Source organism: Gordonia tangerina (assembly GCF_021556435.1).
In the GTDB taxonomy this organism is placed as follows: domain Bacteria; phylum Actinomycetota; class Actinomycetes; order Mycobacteriales; family Mycobacteriaceae; genus Gordonia; species Gordonia tangerina.
The window spans coordinates 166,368-180,385 of sequence record NZ_JAKGCU010000008.1 but is presented as its reverse complement, the minus strand read 5'-3'; the positions used below and the strand labels follow the sequence as shown (position 1 = coordinate 180,385).

Annotated in this window: 14 protein-coding genes; 9 read left to right on the top strand and 5 right to left on the bottom strand. The window is 65.7% G+C overall.

Annotation, left to right across the window (positions count from 1 at the left end):
* Positions 1 to 173: 173 nt before the first annotated feature.
* The 3 genes from L1892_RS11650 to L1892_RS11640 are packed head-to-tail and all read right to left on the bottom strand — an operon-like array spanning position 174 to position 3,081.
* Entirely contained in the window at positions 174 to 1,334 is a 1,161-nt protein-coding gene (locus L1892_RS11650; protein ID WP_235723743.1) for an adenosine deaminase, read from the bottom strand.
* Positions 1,331 to 2,683, bottom strand: coding sequence for a thymidine phosphorylase (locus tag L1892_RS11645; protein WP_235723742.1), 1,353 nt, complete (start codon positions 2,681 to 2,683; stop codon positions 1,331 to 1,333). Before L1892_RS11645 ends, L1892_RS11650 begins: the two co-directional genes overlap by 4 nt.
* Positions 2,680 to 3,081 carry a cytidine deaminase gene (locus L1892_RS11640; protein WP_235723741.1) on the bottom strand — a complete coding sequence of 134 codons (402 nt, stop codon included), beginning with the start codon at positions 3,079 to 3,081 and terminating at the stop codon, positions 2,680 to 2,682. Before L1892_RS11640 ends, L1892_RS11645 begins: the two co-directional genes overlap by 4 nt.
* 224 nt (positions 3,082 to 3,305) lie before the next feature.
* Here L1892_RS11640 and sdhC point away from each other — a divergent pair, with 224 nt between their 5' ends.
* The 9 genes from sdhC to L1892_RS11595 all read left to right on the top strand — a co-directional run bounded on the left by sdhC (position 3,306) and on the right by L1892_RS11595 (position 11,849).
* Positions 3,306 to 3,713: a succinate dehydrogenase, cytochrome b556 subunit gene (sdhC, locus tag L1892_RS11635; RefSeq protein ID WP_235723762.1), complete on the top strand. Its 408-nt coding sequence runs from the start codon at positions 3,306 to 3,308 to the stop codon at positions 3,711 to 3,713.
* 10 nt (positions 3,714 to 3,723) lie between these two features.
* Entirely contained in the window at positions 3,724 to 4,182 is a 459-nt protein-coding gene (locus L1892_RS11630) for a succinate dehydrogenase hydrophobic membrane anchor subunit (RefSeq protein ID WP_235723740.1), read from the top strand.
* A gap of 17 nt (positions 4,183 to 4,199) precedes the next feature.
* Positions 4,200 to 5,954, top strand: a complete 1,755-nt coding sequence (gene sdhA, locus L1892_RS11625; RefSeq protein WP_235723739.1) for a succinate dehydrogenase flavoprotein subunit — start codon at positions 4,200 to 4,202, stop codon at positions 5,952 to 5,954.
* On the top strand, positions 5,954 to 6,742 hold the full coding sequence (locus L1892_RS11620; RefSeq protein WP_235723738.1) for a succinate dehydrogenase iron-sulfur subunit: 789 nt from the start codon (positions 5,954 to 5,956) through the stop codon (positions 6,740 to 6,742). Before sdhA ends, L1892_RS11620 begins: the two co-directional genes overlap by 1 nt.
* Before the next feature lie 132 nt (positions 6,743 to 6,874).
* Entirely contained in the window at positions 6,875 to 7,315 is a 441-nt protein-coding gene (locus tag L1892_RS11615) for a hypothetical protein (protein ID WP_235723737.1), read from the top strand.
* 117 nt (positions 7,316 to 7,432) lie between these two features.
* On the top strand, positions 7,433 to 7,897 hold the full coding sequence (locus tag L1892_RS11610) for an Lrp/AsnC family transcriptional regulator (protein ID WP_235723736.1): 465 nt from the start codon (positions 7,433 to 7,435) through the stop codon (positions 7,895 to 7,897).
* Positions 7,894 to 9,291 carry an aspartate aminotransferase family protein gene (locus tag L1892_RS11605; protein WP_235723735.1) on the top strand — a complete coding sequence of 466 codons (1,398 nt, stop codon included), beginning with the start codon at positions 7,894 to 7,896 and terminating at the stop codon, positions 9,289 to 9,291. Before L1892_RS11610 ends, L1892_RS11605 begins: the two co-directional genes overlap by 4 nt.
* A 3-nt stretch (positions 9,292 to 9,294) precedes the next feature.
* Positions 9,295 to 10,314: an adenosine deaminase gene (locus tag L1892_RS11600; RefSeq protein ID WP_235723734.1), complete on the top strand. Its 1,020-nt coding sequence runs from the start codon at positions 9,295 to 9,297 to the stop codon at positions 10,312 to 10,314.
* A 311-nt stretch (positions 10,315 to 10,625) separates the two neighbouring features.
* Positions 10,626 to 11,849 carry a D-alanyl-D-alanine carboxypeptidase family protein gene (locus tag L1892_RS11595; protein ID WP_235723761.1) on the top strand — a complete coding sequence of 408 codons (1,224 nt, stop codon included), beginning with the start codon at positions 10,626 to 10,628 and terminating at the stop codon, positions 11,847 to 11,849.
* 3 nt (positions 11,850 to 11,852) lie between these two features.
* On the opposite strand, the gene L1892_RS11590 is transcribed toward L1892_RS11595, so the two are convergent.
* The gene (locus tag L1892_RS11590; RefSeq protein ID WP_235723733.1) at positions 11,853 to 12,905 is read right to left on the bottom strand and encodes a YhjD/YihY/BrkB family envelope integrity protein; all 1,053 of its coding nucleotides are present in this window, start codon (positions 12,903 to 12,905) and stop codon (positions 11,853 to 11,855) included.
* A 50-nt stretch (positions 12,906 to 12,955) separates the two neighbouring features.
* Complete coding sequence (trpS, locus tag L1892_RS11585) at positions 12,956 to 13,990, bottom strand: tryptophan--tRNA ligase (protein WP_235723732.1); 1,035 nt, start codon at positions 13,988 to 13,990, stop codon at positions 12,956 to 12,958.
* Between the last annotated feature and the right edge of the window lie 28 nt (positions 13,991 to 14,018).

Here is a 14,018-nt window from a genome sequence, read left to right as displayed (position 1 = left end):
CCACAACCCCCAAGCCACCCCAAAGCCGCGAGCACAAAAACCAACGCCCGCGGTCACATACCCCACGCCGCCACCACCATCAGGAACCTCTTGACACCCAACCCCATAGGATGCTCAGGGAGCAGATGCCCACCCCAATCCCTGAGGAGCGAGCTTGCGAGCGTCACGAAGGGTCAACCCAGCAGGACCGCATACCCCGGCTTGATCACGTCGTCGATCAGCGCGAGTCGTTCGTCGAAGTGGATGAACGCCGACTTCATCGCGTTGACCGTGAACCGTTCGAAATCGGCCCAGCCGTAGCCGAACTGCTCCGCGAGCCGCAAGAACTCCTTGCTCATCGTGGTGTCGCTCATCAACCGGTTGTCGGTGTTCACCGTGACCCGGAAACGAAGGCGGGCCAGCACGTTGAACGGATGATCGGCCATCGAGGCGACAGCTCCGGTCTGCACATTGGAGCTGGGACACAACTCCAATGGGATGCGTTTGTCGCGGACGATGTCGGCAACTTGCCCGAGCTCGGCACCGGTGAAGCTCTCGGCGGTGAGGTCCGCACCAGGAGGCAGCACGATGTCGTCGATGACCCGCACACCATGACCGAGCCTGTCGGTACCGCAGAACGCGATCGCTTCATGGATCGACGGCAGACCGAACGCCTCGCCGGCGTGAATGGTGAACGGAGCGTTGTTGGCCCGCATGAACTCGAACGCATCGAGATGCCGCGTCGGCGGATTGCCCGCCTCGGCCCCGGCGATGTCGAAACCCGCGACGCCGGCGTCGCGGAAACGCACCGCCAACTCCGCGATCTCGCGCGACCGCGCGGCATGACGCATCGCGGTGACCAGGCATCGCACGATGATCGGGCGTCCCGCCTCGGCCGCTTCCCGCTCACCTGCCGCGAATCCGTCGAGTACTGCCTGGACCACCTCGTCGAGCGTCAAACCCTGTTCGAGGTGTTGTTCGGGCGCATAGCGCACCTCGGCATACACCACCCCGTCGGCCGCGAGGTCCTCGACGCACTCGCGGGCCACCCGGGTCAGCGCGGCGGGCGTCTGCATCACGGCGACTGTGTGCGCGAACGTTTCCAGATAGCGCTCCAGTGAGCCGCTGTCGGCCGCGTCGCGAAACCATTCGGCGAGTTCGTCCGGATCGTCGGCCGGCAGCTCGCCATAGCCGGTTTCCCGCGCCAATTCGAGCACCGTGCTCGGTCGTAGACCGCCGTCGAGATGGTCGTGCAGCAGCACCTTCGGGGCCAGCCTGATGTTGGGCAGATCCAGCGGCCGTCCCGGCCCGAGGTCGGTCGCCCGATTCGAAGCGGGCACTTGCGCGGTCGTCATGCACCGACGGTAACGCGATCGACGATCAGGGGCGCGGGCTCGCCCGGCGCGTCGCCCACCGTGACCGCGGCGCGCAACGCGGCCCGCGCCGGCGCGAACCGTTCGGCGGTCTGCGTGTGCAGAGTGAACAGCGGATCGCCCCGACGCACCCGATCCCCGGGCTTGGCGTGGATGGTGACGCCCGCCTCGGCCTGCACGGCCGCACCCGGCACCGCACGTCCCGCTCCGAGACGCCACGCCGCGATCCCGACATCCCAGGCGTCGAGACCGACGACCACGCCCGAGTGCTCGGCCGTGACGGTGTCGGTGTGGTCGGCGACCGGCAGCGGCGCATCCGGGTCGCCGCCCTGGGCGGCCACCATCGCCCGCCACACATCCATGGCCTTGCCGTTGGCGAGGTTGACCGCCGGGTCCACCTCGCCGAGCCCCGCCGCGTCGAGCATCTCCCTGGCGAGCGCCACAGTCAGCTGCACCACATCATCCGGGCCGCCACCCGCGAGCACCTCGACCGACTCGGCCACCTCGAGCGCATTGCCCGCGGTCAGCCCCAACGGCGTGTTCATGTCGGTGAGCAGCGCGCGGGTGGTGACCCCGGCCGATTCACCGAGCTCGACCATCGTCTCGGCCAGTTCCCTGCTGAGCTGCTCGGTCTTCAGAAAGGCCCCGCTGCCGAACTTGACGTCCAGGATCAGCGCACCGGTGCCCTCGGCGATCTTCTTCGACATGATCGAACTCGCCAGCAGCGGAATCGACTCCACCGTCGCGGTGACATCACGAAGCGCGTAGAGCCGGCGATCGGCCGGTGCCAGATCACGGCCCGCCGCGCAGATCACCGCACCGACCCGCTCGAGCTGATCGACCATCTCGTCTGGACCGACATCGGCACGCCAGCCCGCGATCGACTCCAGCTTGTCCAGCGTGCCGCCGGTGTGGCCGAGCCCACGCCCAGACAGTTGCGGAACCGCCACACCGTAGGACGCCACCAGTGGCGCCAACGGCAATGTGATCTTGTCCCCCACCCCGCCGGTGGAGTGCTTGTCGACGGTGGTCAGCTGCTGGCCGTCGCGGCGCAGCCTGGTGAAATCCATCCGGCGCCCGGTGTCGACCATCGCCTGGGTCCAGCGGGCGATCTCGCGGCGCGACATACCCCGGATCAGGATCGCCATCAACAACGCCGACATCTGTTCGTCAACGACGTCGCGGTGCTCCGCGGCGTAGCGATCGATGACCCAGTCGATCTGGGCGTCGGACAACTCCCCACCGTCACGTTTGGTCCGGATCACCGAGATCGTGTCGATGACCTCTGCGTCCTCGGGCCACGATTCGGTCGTGACGTCCTGGTCACTCATCGCGCCGCCTCCAGATCCTCGGGCCCGAACGCATCGGGCAACAGCTCTGCCAGGCGCCGCGGCCCGCTGGGATGGTCCACCAGCAGCACGGACCCGCCGTGTTCGAGCAATACCTGCCGACAGCGTCCGCACGGCATCAGGATCGCCCCGCGGGCATCGCACACCGCCACCGCGACCAGCGGCTGTCGACCGGTCGCGACCAGGTGCGCGACCAGGGCGACCTCGGCGCAGATGCCGAGACCATATGAGACATTTTCCACATTGCAGCCCAGCACCACACGTCCGTCCGATGTCAGGCCGGCCGCACCCACCGGGAAGCCGGAGTATGGCGCATACGCCCGTTCGATCATGGCTTCAGCGTTGTCCCGCAACAGTTTCCAGTCCACGTCGACAGACACGACAGGCTCCTCACAATCGGTACGGGCGAGCAAGATGTGACCCCGGATACGACCAATAACCTTGGTAAGGCATACCTAATTCGAGATCAGTTGTCGCCCAAATCTGTTCGGGCAATTTACGCCCGGCCTCAGCATAGGTTTAGAGTCTCATGCATGGGTCCACGGCCGAGCCTGATAATGCCGACTCGGCACATCCATCGACGCTGTTGGAGGCCAATTTCGCGATGAGCACCCCCACCGAGGTAGCACCAGAGCCGGTGCGCAAACGCTCCCTGTATCGAGGCGACCCAGGCATGTGGTCGTGGGTGCTGCACCGCATCACCGGTGTCACCATCTTCTTCTTCCTCTTCGTCCATGTACTGGACACCGCGGTCATCCGCATCGATCCCAACAAGTACTCCGAGATCATCGAGACGTACAAGACGCCGATCATCGGACTCATGGAGATCGCGCTGGTCGCGTGTGTGGTCTACCACGCGTTCAACGGTGTGCGGATCATCTTGGTCGACTTCTGGTCCAAGGGCCCCAAGTATCAGCGGCAGATGCTGTGGGTGATCCTGACCCTGTTCGTCATAGTCTTCGGCGCGGGTGCGGTCCGTCTGCTGCAGATCCTGATCACCCACTCGTTCTAGGAGGCACCTGATGACTGCATCGCAAGCAACTCCGGGTGCCGCGAAGACGCTGGGCACCGACTACGACCGTCCGGCAAGCCTGGACAATCCCCGCGCACCGCGGATGCGCAAAGGTGGGAACTTCGAGAAGTACGCGTGGCTGTTCATGCGTTTCTCCGGGCTCGCGCTGATCATCCTGACCATCGGTCACATGTTCATCATGCTCGCCTGGGACGACGGCGTGCACCGCATCGACGCCTCGTTCGTCGCCGCGCGTTGGAAGGAACCCTTCTGGCAGATCTGGGATCTCAGCATGTTGTGGCTGGCCCAGCTGCACGGCGGCAACGGCGTCCGCACCGTCATCGCCGACTACTCACGCAAGGACTCCACCCGGTTCTGGCTGAACGTCCTGCTGGGCATCTCGATGATCCTGGTGCTGGTGCTCGGCACCTACGCACTGCTGACCTTCGACGTGAACAGCGTCGGCTGAGGAGACTGACGAAACTGATGCAGGAACATCGCTACGACGTAGTCATCGTGGGTGCCGGCGGGGCCGGCATGCGCGCCGCCATCGAATCCGCGCCACGTGCGCGGACAGCGGTGCTGACCAAGCTCTACCCCACCCGCAGCCACACCGGCGCAGCACAGGGTGGCATGTGCGCCGCGCTGGCGAACGTCGAAGAGGACAACTGGGAGTGGCACACCTTCGACACCGTCAAGGGTGGTGACTACCTCGCCGATCAGGACGCCGTCGAGGTGATGGCCAAGGAAGCCATCGACGCGGTCCTGGATCTGGAGAAGATGGGGCTGCCGTTCAACCGCACCCCCGAGGGCAAGATCGATCAGCGCCGATTCGGCGGACACACCCGAGATCACGGCAAGTCGCCGGTGCGACGTGCCTGCTACGCCGCCGACCGCACCGGCCACATGATCCTGCAGACGCTGTATCAGAACTGCGTCAAGCACGACGTCGAATTCTTCAACGAGTTCTACGCGCTCGACATCTGCCTCGGTGAAAACGAAGACGGCGAGATGGTGGCCAATGGTGTGGTCGCCTATGAGTTGGCCACCGGCGAGATCCACGTCTTCCACGCCAAGTCAATCGTGTTCGCCACCGGCGGCTCGGGCCGGATGTACAAGACCACCTCCAACGCCCACACGCTCACCGGCGACGGCATGGGCATCGTCTTCCGCAAGGGATTGCCGCTGGAGGACATGGAGTTCCATCAGTTCCACCCGACCGGCCTGGCCGGACTCGGCATCCTGATCTCGGAGGCCGTGCGTGGTGAGGGTGGCATCCTGCGCAACGCCGACGGCGAACGCTTCATGGAGCGCTACGCCCCCACCATCAAGGACCTCGCACCCCGCGACATCGTCGCTCGATCGATGGTGCTCGAGGTGCTCGAGGGCCGCGGCGCCGGGCCCAACAAGGACTACGTCTACATCGACGTCACCCACCTCGGCGAGGACGTCCTCAACGAGAAGCTGCCCGACATCACCGAGTTCGCCCGCACCTACCTCGGTGTCGACCCGGTCACCGAGTACGTCCCGGTGTACCCGACCTGCCACTACGTTATGGGTGGCATCCCGACCAACATCGAGGGTCAGGTGCTGCGCGACAACGACACCGTGGTGCACGGCCTCTACGCGGCCGGCGAGTGCGCCTGTGTGTCGGTGCACGGCGCGAACCGGCTGGGCACCAACTCGCTGCTCGACATCAATGTGTTCGGCCGGCGGGCCGGTATCGCCGCCGCCGACTACGCCACGTCGGCCGACTTCATCGAACTGCCCGAGACGCCGACCAAGATGGTCGACGACTGGCTCGAGGTGCTGCTCAGCGAACGCGGCCATGAGCGCGTCGCCGACATCCGCACCGAGTTGCAGGTGACGATGGACAACAACGCGTCGGTGTTCCGTACCGAGGAGACGCTCAAGCAGGCACTCACCGACGTGCACGCACTGAAGGAGCGCTACAACCACATCCGCGTGCACGACAAGGGCAAGCGCTTCAACAGCGACCTACTCGAGGCGATCGAGCTCGGCTTCCTTTTGGAGATGGCCGAGGTCACCGTGGTCGGCGCGCTCAATCGCAAGGAGTCACGCGGCGGTCACGCCCGCGAGGACTACCCCGACCGCGACGACACCAACTACATGCGCCACACCATGGCGTACAAGAAGGGCGAGGGCCTTCTCGCGGACATCGAGCTGGACTACAAGCCCGTCGTGCAGACCCGCTACGAGCCGATGGAGCGTAAGTACTGATGACAGCGATCATGGAGAACCCCACCCCATCCGCCGACGAGCCGCCGCTGCCCCCGGTGCCCGACGAGGCCACCATGGTCACGTTGAAGATCTACCGGTTCAATCCGGAGAACCAGGACGCGCAGGGATTCGAGAGCTTTCGGGTGCCGGCGCTGCCGACCGACCGGTTGCTCAACCTGCTGCTGTACGTGAAGGGTTACCTGGACGGCACCCTGACGTTCCGACGCAGCTGCGCCCACGGCGTGTGCGGGTCCGACGCGATGCGCATCAACGGCGTCAACCGCCTGGCCTGCAAGTTGCTGATGAAGGACATGCTCCCGAAGGACACATCCAAGGAGCTCACCATCACCGTCGAGCCCATCAAGGGCCTGCCGGTCGAGAAGGATCTCGTGGTGAACATGGAGCCGTTCTTCGATGCCTACCGCGCGATCAAGCCGTTCCTCATCGCGTCGGGCAACGAGCCGACCCGGGAACGTATCCAGAGCCAGGCCGACCGTGCCCGCTTCGACGACACCACCAAGTGCATCCTGTGCGCCTGCTGCACCACCAGCTGCCCGGTGTTCTGGAACGAGGGAAGCTACTTCGGTCCCGCCGCCATCGTCAACGCGCATCGTTTCATCTTCGACAGCCGCGATGAGGGTGCGGTCGAGCGTCTCGACATCCTCAACGACATGGATGGTGTGTGGCGCTGCCGGACCACCTTCAACTGCACCGAGGCGTGCCCCCGCGGCATCCAGGTCACCCAGGCAATCCAAGAGGTCAAACGTGCGCTGATGTTCTCGCGTTGACCTGCTGACGGCCGATCCGGCCCTCAGAAGCAGATAGACCTATCTGCAGCCCCGACGATGCCCCTCCTCGGTTCTCGAGGAGGGGCATCGTCGTCGGTGGAACCGATCGCACCCCTGATGCGTCCAATCACCATGAGCCGCACACATTCACTGGCCGTCGGTGCACTGGTCTGCATCGGGCTCGTCATCGGCCCGGGCGTCGCGATCACCGTCGGTTCGCCGCACGCCCAAGCATCCCCGCGCCACCCGGGTGCCGGTGACCGCATCACCGTGGTGCTGACCTCGGACCGCGAGGTCAACAGTGGGGCGTCCTGGTACGACAGCCACAACACGCTGCGCAGCCAGACCCGTGTCCCGCTCACCCGTCATGATCCGACGTCCGCGAGATACTCTGCGTCGCTGGTGTTCACCAGTCGGGTACGACATCAGAGGATCGACGCCGTCTTCCAATCGTCCGGCGGATTCGCCCGATGCGCGGTCTGGGTGAACGCGGTGAAGGTTCGGGAGAAGACCGCACATTCGGGGCAACATGCCACGGCGTACTGCGGACCCGATGCCCGGCCGTCCACATGAGCTGACAACACGGTTCGGGGCGCTCCAAAGACAGAATCGCTTGTCGCAAGACGCAGAGGACTACGAATTCCGTGAGATCTGTTGCTTTCTACTACTGAATCCGCCAGGATCGTAGGTGTGGCCGAATCCGCTCTCCCCACACTCGACGACACCGCGAAGAGAATTATCGAACAGCTGCAAGCCGACGGCCGCGCCTCGTATGCATCGATCGGCAAAGCAGTGGGCCTGTCGGAGGCCGCTGTTCGCAACCGCGTCCAGAAGTTGACCGAGAGCGGGCTGCTGCAGGTGGTCGCGGTCACCGACCCGCTCACCCTCGGCTTCTCCCGGCAAGCCCTGATCGGCGTCCGGTGTACCGGCGACACCGAAGCATTGGCAGAGCAATTCGCCACCCGTCCGGAGATCGACTACGTGGTGCTCACAGCAGGCTCGTTCGACATCCTCATCGAAGTGGTCTGCGAGGACGACGACCACCTGCTGCAGATTCTGAACCGACACGTCCGAGCCCACCCTGAGGTCAACGCCACGGAGACCCTTGTCTATCTCAAACTCGTGAAACAGCAATACAATTGGGGAACCCGATGAGCATGGCCGACGAGCCCACCGCCACCCTGTCGCTCGGCGACCGCAGCGCCGCACACCTGTGGGGACATTTCGCCAGGCACGGCGACGCGATCCGGCCACCGGTCATCACCCGCGGTGAGGGAGTGCGGATCTTCGACGACCGCGGCCGGAGTTACCTCGATGGCCTGGCCGGCCTCTTCGTCGTCCAGGTGGGGCACGGCCGAGACGAGCTCGCCGAGGCCGCCGCGCGGCAGGCCAAGGACCTGGCGTTCTTCCCACTCTGGTCCTACGCGACCCCGCCGGCGATCGAACTCGCCGAACGGCTCGCCGCTCATGCACCCGGCGACCTCAATCGCGTGTTCTTCACCACGGGTGGCGGCGAGGCCGTGGAGAGCGCGTGGAAGCTGGCCAAGCAGTACTTCAAGCTCACCGGCAAACCGGGCAAACACAAGGTGATCTCGCGCTCGGTGGCCTACCACGGCACGCCACAGGGCGCACTCGCTATCACCGGTGTGCCCGCGCTCAAGGAGGCGTTCGAACCGCTGACGCCGGGCGCGTTCCGGGTACCCAACACCAACATCTACCGCGCGCCGGATCCCTTCGGTACCGGCGAGTTGGCCGCCGATCCGAAGAAGTTCGGTCGGTGGGCAGCCGACCGCATCGCCGAGGCCATCGAGTTCGAGGGCCCGGACACCGTGGCCGCTGTGTTCCTTGAGCCGGTCCAGAACGCCGGCGGCTGCTTCCCACCGCCACCGGGATACTTCGATCGGGTCCGCGAGATCTGCGACACCTACGACGTGCTGCTGGTCTCCGACGAGGTGATCTGCGCGTTCGGCCGCATCGGGTCGATGTTTGCCTGCGACGACTTCGGCTACGTCCCCGACATCATCACCTGCGCCAAGGGAATGACCTCGGGTTACTCGCCGATCGGCGCGATGATCGCCAGCGATCGACTGTTCGAACCGTTCCGCGACGGCACCACCAGTTTCCCGCACGGTTACACCTTCGGCGGTCACCCCGTTTCGGCTGCGGTGGCGCTGGCCAACCTCGACATCTTCGAGCGGGAGCACCTCAACGACCACGTCAAGAACAACGCTGCTTCGTTCCGGGCGACCCTGGAGCGGCTCGGTGACCTGCCGATCGTCGGTGACGTCCGCGGCGCGGGGTATTTCTACGGGATCGAACTCGTCAAGGACAAGGCCACCAAGGAGACGTTCACCGCCGTCGAGTCCGAACGCATCCTGCGCGGATTTCTGTCCTCGGCCCTATTCGACGCGGGGCTGTACTGTCGCGCCGATGACCGCGGCGACCCGGTTGTGCAGCTCGCTCCCCCACTGATCGCCGGTCAAGCGGAGTTCGACGAGATGGAGCAGATCTTGCGCTCGGTACTCACTGAGGCATATACGCTCCTGTAGAGCATGTCCCGGATTCGCGAACTACCCAAGGTCGAGCTGCACGTGCACATCGAGGGCACGTTGGAGCCCGATCTCGTAGTGGAACTCGCGCACGATCAGGGCATCGAACTGCCGTATCCCGATGCCGAGGTACTACGTGAGCGCTACGTGTTCGCCGACCTGTCATCGTTCCTCGACATCTACTACGCCAACCTCGATGTGCTCCGTCGCCGCCACGACTTCGCCCGCCTCGCATACGAATACGGCGCGCGGGCGCACCTGGCCGGAGTCGTGCACGCGGAGGTGTTCTTCGACCCGCAGGCCCACCGCTCACGTGGCGTGCCACTGCACGACGTCGTCGGCGGACTCGTCGACGGGTTCGATGATGCGCGGGCGGAGTTCGGTGTCACCACCGATCTCATCGCCTGTTTTCTGCGTGACCGGCCGGTCGCCGAAGCGTCGGCGGTACTCGACGAGCTCGTGGACATGTCCGCGCCGATCGTCGGCGTGGGCCTCGATTCGGCCGAGATCGGTAATCCCGCCGCGCCGTTCGCCGAAGTGTTCGCGCGGGCAGCCGCGCTCGGCCTGCGACGGGTGGCCCATGCCGGCGAGGAGTCAGGTCCGGAATCGGTGCGCGAGGCGATCGAGGAACTGGCGGTGCACCGCGTCGACCATGGCATCCGCAGCGTCGACGATCCAGGTGTGATGGCCCAGCTCGCGGCCCACCGCATTCCGCTGACGGTGTGTCCGTTGTCGAATGTGCGGCTGCGCACGGTCGCAGATCTCGCATCGCATCCGTTGCCGCACCTGATCGAGGCAGGCGTCGTGGTGACCATCAACTCCGACGATCCCGCATATTTCGGCGGCCACGTCGACGACAACTTCCTCGCCGTCGCCGAACAGTTCGCCTTGACCGACGACACACTCGCCCAGCTGGCCCGCAACTCGGTGACCGCGAGTTTCCTACCACAGGAGCGCCGAGACACGGTGCTCGCCCAGATCGACGAGTGGCTGGCAGCCGGCCACCCACCGCCGGTCGAGTAACCGCCGAGCCACCCCTCCACCTACCGCTGGTCGAGTAGCCGCCACGCCACCCCACCACCGGCCACAAACCGCTGGTCGAGTAGCCGCCGAGCCCCTGGGCGAGGCAGCGTATCGAGACCCCGACCAACCAGGTTTCGATACGGCCTCGGCTAGCGCCTCGACCTACTCAACCCACGACGTCCCGCCAGAACTCGCCACCCGACGCCATCAGCAGATAGGCGGCCGCTGGTAGGCTCCTGCCGGTGACGGAGGGGAGGCCGGCGGGTGTCGGCAAGCGTCTGGCCGCGGCCTTCGCCGCGGCACTGTGCCTGATGGTGACCGGCGGGACGTTCGCGCCGGCCGCCGCCGCTCCGATGGCGACGACCCCGATCACCGATCACTGCCCCTATCGGGTGGGCACCCCGCCTCCGGTGGACGAGTCCGAGGTGGTCGCACCCGGTTCACCGACCCCCACACCGCTGCCGGTGCCTGCGACGTCCGTGGGCGGTGAACAACTCGCGCACTGCGGTGTCGTCGCCGATCCGATCGCCGGACCCATCCCGCCCGCGCTCACGTCGGCCGGTTGGTTGGTCGCCGACCTCGACGCGGGAGCGGTACTCGCCGCCAAGGACCCCCACGGTCGGTACCGGCCGGCCTCGACGATCAAGGTGCTCCTGGCCCTCGTCGTCCTCGACGAGCTCGACCTCGACGCCGTCATCACGCCCACCGTGGCGGAATGGAGCACCGAAGGCGACTCCTGCGGGATGGGCCCGGGCGGCCACTACTCCAATCGCGACCTGCTCACCGGCCTGCTCGTCGTCTCGGGCAACGACTGCGCCAACGCGCTCGCCCGTCAACTGGGTGGCGTCGAGGAGACGCTCGCGAAGATGAACGCCAAGGCGCAGGCGCTCGGGGCGCTCGACACCCGCGCGGCGTCACCGTCTGGGCTGGACGCGCCAGGAATGTCGTCGTCGCCGTACGACCTCGCGGTGATCTTTCGGGAGGCGATGACCGACACCACGTTCCAGTCGATCGTCGCGCTCGAGAGCTACCGGTTTCCCGGTTACCCGAAGCGTCCCGATGTCCCGGGCGACAAGGATCATCCCGCGTATCTGATGCAGACGTCCAATCACCTTCTACTCGAGGGATATCCGGGCATGATCGGCGGCAAAACCGGCTACACCGACGATGCCCGCAAGACGTATGTGGGCGTCACCGAGCGGGACGGACGACGAATCCTCGTTGTGGAGATGTTCGGCCTGACCGTCGGCACCAATTCGTACTGGGACCAGACGAAAGCACTGTTCGACTACGGATTCCGGACACCTGCGAACGTCGAGATCGGCACGCTGACAACCCCCATGGCCGACTCTGCCGCCACTGGGACACGAACGTCCACTCCGACCACCACCCCGACCGCATCGCCGCGGACGGTCACCGCGACCGGACCCGACCATCCGGCAGGCTGGTCGGTCCGCATCCTGATCGGTCTCGTTGCCGCGCTCGTGGCAGTGCTGTTGGCGCTCCTCGCGATACGCCTGTTCGCCAAGAGGTGATGCTCAGCGTCGCATCAGCCAACCGACGACGGCGCTTGCGGCAGCACCGATCCCCGCCACCGCCACCAGCGTCGTCGGTCGCGGTGCCGGGCTGACCTGATAGTTCGGCGACACCAGCACCGGCGCCGGTGTCTCGTCCTCCTCGGTCACCTGATACGGCTCGTTGGCCACGTCGGTGGCACACCAGGCGGCGGCGTACAACACGATCCGCGAGGCCAGGTACGCGAAGACCAGCAGGCCGATGATGGGACCGAACGTCACTCCGGCGGGCCCGTTCAGCACCGACTCCAAGTATATGCCGCCGACCGTCTTGACGATCTCGAAGGCGATCGCGGTGAGCAGACCGGCCTTCATCGTGTTGCGAAATGGTAGCTGCACCAGGGGAAGTCGCGACATCACGAAGGTGAACAGCAACCAACTCGCCAATACCGACACCACGATCGCAACCGTGCGAACGACGGCCGGCGCCCACGCCGCGTCGTCAAGACCGACCCAGGACAGAACCTCGGTGGTCAGCCCCGAGTTCCCCAGCGCGGTGATCGCCATCGTCCCCGCGAAGGCGATGCCCAGCAGGGCGAAGGTCACCAGATCCCACACCTTGGACATCACCGGGTTGCGGTTGACTCGTCCGCCCCACATCTCGGTCATGCCGGTGCGCACCCCGGAGATCCAACCGATGCCGGTGAACGCGGCGCCGACCAGACCGACGATGCCGACAGCGGCGCGTTGGTCGACCGCGGAGTCGATGAGATCGCTGACCTGATCACCCAGCCCTTCGGGCATGTTCTCCACCACGGCCCGTTGCAGGTCGTCGAGCAGGTCGGGCTGACTGGCCAAAACGAAACCGGCGATCGCGAAAACTACCATCACGATCGGGACCAACGCCAAGATGCCGTTGAAGCTGATCGAAGCAGCGTAGAGGTTGCCCCGGCGATCGTTGTAGCGCTGCACCGTCTGGATGACGTGTTCGAGCCAGGTCCATCTCTCCCGGGCGGCGGCGAATCCGCTCTTCGCACGCTCCACGGTCCCTTTGGCCGAATCAACCACCGAACTCACCTGCGCCGCCTCCTCGGTCGGGTTGCGGGGTCAGCCCGGTCGGTGACTGATCACCCGCCGGGTGCCAGGAAACCCACTTTGTCATAGACGGCCGCAAGTGTCGCCGAAGCGACCGACCGCGCGCGTTCGGCTCCGCTCGCGAGGGTCGCGTCGAGTTCGGCCGGATCGTCCATGTACTCGGCCACCCGGCCCCGTAGCGGGGTCACGAACTCGGTCAGCACGTCGGCGGTGTCGACCTTGAGATCGCCGTATCCCTTGCCCTGATACTTGTCGACCAGGACATCCACCGGAGTGCCACCGAGCGCCGACTGGATGGTCAGCAGGTTGCTCACCCCGGGCTTGGTGTCCGGATCGAACCGGATCTCGGTGTCGGTGTCGGTGACCGCGGAGCGGATCTTCTTCGCCGAGCGCTTGGGCTCGTCGAGCAGATTGATCAGGCCGCGGTCGGACTCCGCCGACTTGCTCATCTTCGCGGTCGGGTTCTGCAGGTCGTAGATCTTGGCGAATTCGCGCACGATATGCGCCTCGGGCACCTTGAGGACCTTGCCGAAACGAGAGTTGAAGCGCTGCGCGAGGTTTCGCGCAAGTTCGAGGTGCTGACGCTGATCCTCGCCGACCGGCACGCGGTCGACGTCGAAGGCCAGGATGTCGGCGGCCATCAGAATCGGATAGGTGAACAGCCCGACGCCGGCGGCGTCGACACCCTGCTTGGCCGACTTGTCCTTGAACTGCGTCATCCGGCTGGCCTCACCGAAACCGGTGATGCAGGACAGCACCCAGGTCAACTGCGCGATCTCGGGAATGTGGGACTGCACGTAGATCGTGGACCGCGCCGGGTCCACGCCGACCGCCAGCAACTGGGCGACGCTGCGCCGGGTCCGCTCGGCCAGTACCGCGGGCTCATAGGCGACGGTGATGGCATGCATGTCCGGGATGAAGTAGAAGGCTTCGAAATCGTCCTGCAGCGCAACCCATTGCCGAACGGCACCGAGGTAGTTGCCGAGATGGAAGGAATCACTGGTCGGCTGGATACCCGACAACACGCGCGGCCGCGCGGCGCCTGACCCTGGGACGTCACTGCTCATGACGTCCAGTGTCTCAGACGACCTCGGG

Coding starts and splice junctions, on each gene's coding strand:
- sdhC (WP_235723762.1), top strand. CDS start 3,306: ATGAGCACCCCCACCGAGGTAGCACCAGAGCCGGTGCGCAAACGCTCC.
- L1892_RS11630 (WP_235723740.1), top strand. CDS start 3,724: ATGACTGCATCGCAAGCAACTCCGGGTGCCGCGAAGACGCTGGGCACC.
- trpS (WP_235723732.1), bottom strand. CDS start 13,990: ATGAGCAGTGACGTCCCAGGGTCAGGCGCCGCGCGGCCGCGCGTGTTG.
- L1892_RS11595 (WP_235723761.1), top strand. CDS start 10,626: ATGGTGACCGGCGGGACGTTCGCGCCGGCCGCCGCCGCTCCGATGGCG.
- sdhA (WP_235723739.1), top strand. CDS start 4,200: ATGCAGGAACATCGCTACGACGTAGTCATCGTGGGTGCCGGCGGGGCC.
- L1892_RS11650 (WP_235723743.1), bottom strand. CDS start 1,334: ATGACGACCGCGCAAGTGCCCGCTTCGAATCGGGCGACCGACCTCGGG.
- L1892_RS11615 (WP_235723737.1), top strand. CDS start 6,875: ATGAGCCGCACACATTCACTGGCCGTCGGTGCACTGGTCTGCATCGGG.
- L1892_RS11645 (WP_235723742.1), bottom strand. CDS start 2,683: ATGAGTGACCAGGACGTCACGACCGAATCGTGGCCCGAGGACGCAGAG.
- L1892_RS11605 (WP_235723735.1), top strand. CDS start 7,894: ATGAGCATGGCCGACGAGCCCACCGCCACCCTGTCGCTCGGCGACCGC.
- L1892_RS11600 (WP_235723734.1), top strand. CDS start 9,295: ATGTCCCGGATTCGCGAACTACCCAAGGTCGAGCTGCACGTGCACATC.
- L1892_RS11620 (WP_235723738.1), top strand. CDS start 5,954: ATGACAGCGATCATGGAGAACCCCACCCCATCCGCCGACGAGCCGCCG.